Source organism: Microbacterium sp. K27 (genome assembly GCF_004794435.1).
Taxonomy (GTDB): domain Bacteria; phylum Actinomycetota; class Actinomycetes; order Actinomycetales; family Microbacteriaceae; genus Microbacterium; species Microbacterium maritypicum_A.
This window is the reverse complement of sequence record NZ_SSDK01000009.1, coordinates 1-2,054: the sequence shown is the minus strand read 5'-3', so window position 1 is coordinate 2,054 and position 2,054 is coordinate 1. Positions and strand designations below refer to the sequence as shown.

Below are 2,054 nucleotides of genomic sequence, written 5' to 3'. Positions count from 1 at the left end.
CGCAGCCGCCGGCAGCAGCCCCGGCTGCGCTCGCCTCTCCGGCACCGGCCTCCATCCCTCCGCGACCGGCCGCCCCCGCGGCGCCCGTCGCCGAGGCGGGATCGCTCATCGCCTTCGTCCCCGGCATCACGCAGGACGCCCCCGTGCGGTCCGCGCCGGCGGTGGAGCCCGAACCCGAGATCGACGCGACCATCCAGCAGCACCCGGTGGCTCCCGTCGCACCGCCTGCGCCGCCAGTGCCCCCGGTGCCGGCAGCCGCGCCTGTCCCGGACGCCTCGGCTGTTCCTGCGGCTCCCTCCTCGGCGGTCGTCGAGGAGGACGATCTCGAGGACACCAGGATCAGTGTTCCGGGGCATCGCCTCGTCTTCACCTGGGATGACGGCACGCGAGTATCCGTCTCACGACGCACGGTGTTCGGGCGCAACCCTGCCCCGGAAGAGGGAGCCACGCTCGTCCCCGTGCGCGACGAGACGCTCTCCCTCTCGAAGACGCACTTCGAGGCCGCAGCGGAGACGTCGGGCGGGTGGGTGATGGATCGCCATTCCACGAACGGCATGACCATCGTGCGCGCAGGACAGCGGATCGCCTGCCCCGCGGGGCAACGCGTGCCCGTGCGTCTGGGCGACGCCATCGAGATCGGCGACCGCATCGTCACGATCGGCGGCTACGCGTGAGGCCGGGACTCATCGTCTCGACCGGATCCGCGACGCATCCGGGGCTTCGGCGTGCGCTGAACGAGGACGCACATCTGGCGGCCGCTCCGATCTTCCTGGTCGCCGACGGAATGGGTGGCCACGAGGCCGGAGAGCGCGCGAGCGCCGCCGTGATCGCCGAGTTCGCGCGGTACATCGGACGTTCGGCGCTCGTGCTCGACGATGTCCGCCACGCGCTGTCGCTCTCGAGGGAGAGCGTGGAGGAGCTGTCCACCTCCGGCAACGGCCGCGCGGGGACCACTCTCAGCGGAGTGGTGATCGCGTCCGTCGACGGCATGGGGTATTGGCTCGCGCTCAACATCGGAGACTCGCGCACCTACCGCTTCGCCGACGGCGAGCTCGAGCAGATCAGCGTCGACCACTCCGTGGTGCAGGAGCTGATCGAGTCGGGCGAGCTCACGACCGAGGACGCCGTCTCCGATCGACGCCGCAACATCATCACCCGGGCCATCGGCGCGAGCAGCACGGGAGACGCCGACTACTGGATGTTCCCCGCAGAACTGGGCGACCGCATCCTGGTGTGCTCCGACGGACTCACCTCCGAGGTGCCGGACGCGCGCATCCGCGAGGTTCTGAACGCCGAGTCGGATCCGCAGCGGGCCGCTGATGTGCTCGTCGACGAGGCCGTCAGCGCCGGGGGCAGGGACAACATCACCGTCCTCGTCGTCGATGCCGTCTCCGTCGCCTCACGGCCGGGCACGCTGATGGCCACCGACACGGACATCGACCAGGACACACGTCCACGAGAAGCCGCAGCAGGAGGGGTTCGCTGATGCAGACCATCTACCGACCGGGACAGTGGTACCTGATCGTCATCCCGGGAGCGCTCGTCGCGCTGCCCCCCGACGTCCCGGGCGATGTCGTCGCGCGGCTGTGGGAGCGGATGCCGGAGGAGAAGACGCTCGCGACGGTCGTCGATGTGCTCACCGCACACGCGGGAGGCTCGTTCACGTCGCTGCCGTCCTTCGTCGCCGCCGTCGCCGAAGGTGCCGATGTGCGCATCGCCCTGCGAGGCGCGGTCTCCGCCCAGGTCGCGACCCCGACCGACTCGTTCGAGCTGTCCGGCGCTGAGGTCACGACATGGAACGAGCGATTCCTCAGCGGTGCGTCGAAGATCGAGATCACCGTCGAGGCCCCGACCGACGCCGACGGCCTGCCCGTGCAGAGCGGCATCGTGCGTGCCGCGGCCGTGAGCGCCGAGCTCGAGCCGAGCGACGCCGATCCGCTCACCTCCGTGCTCGGGCCGTCGCCCGTGGTCGGCGCCGTGCTCTCGGAACCGGCTCTGCCCGAGGCCGTCGCCGCCGAGCCGGTCGTGCCGGAGCCCGAGGCCGAGGAGCCGCT

At 71.2% G+C, this 2,054-nt stretch carries 1 protein-coding gene and 2 pseudogenes; all 3 read left to right on the top strand.

Annotated elements, in window-relative coordinates:
• Positions 1 to 674 (top strand): annotated as a pseudogene (locus DW307_RS00040) (FHA domain-containing protein); the annotation flags it as partial.
• Positions 671 to 1,486, top strand: a complete 816-nt coding sequence (locus tag DW307_RS00035) for a PP2C family protein-serine/threonine phosphatase (protein WP_021198482.1) — start codon at positions 671 to 673, stop codon at positions 1,484 to 1,486. The pseudogene DW307_RS00040 and the gene DW307_RS00035, both read left to right, overlap by 4 nt.
• A pseudogene (locus DW307_RS00030) lies at positions 1,486 to 2,054 on the top strand (hypothetical protein); the annotation flags it as partial. The gene DW307_RS00035 and the pseudogene DW307_RS00030, both read left to right, overlap by 1 nt.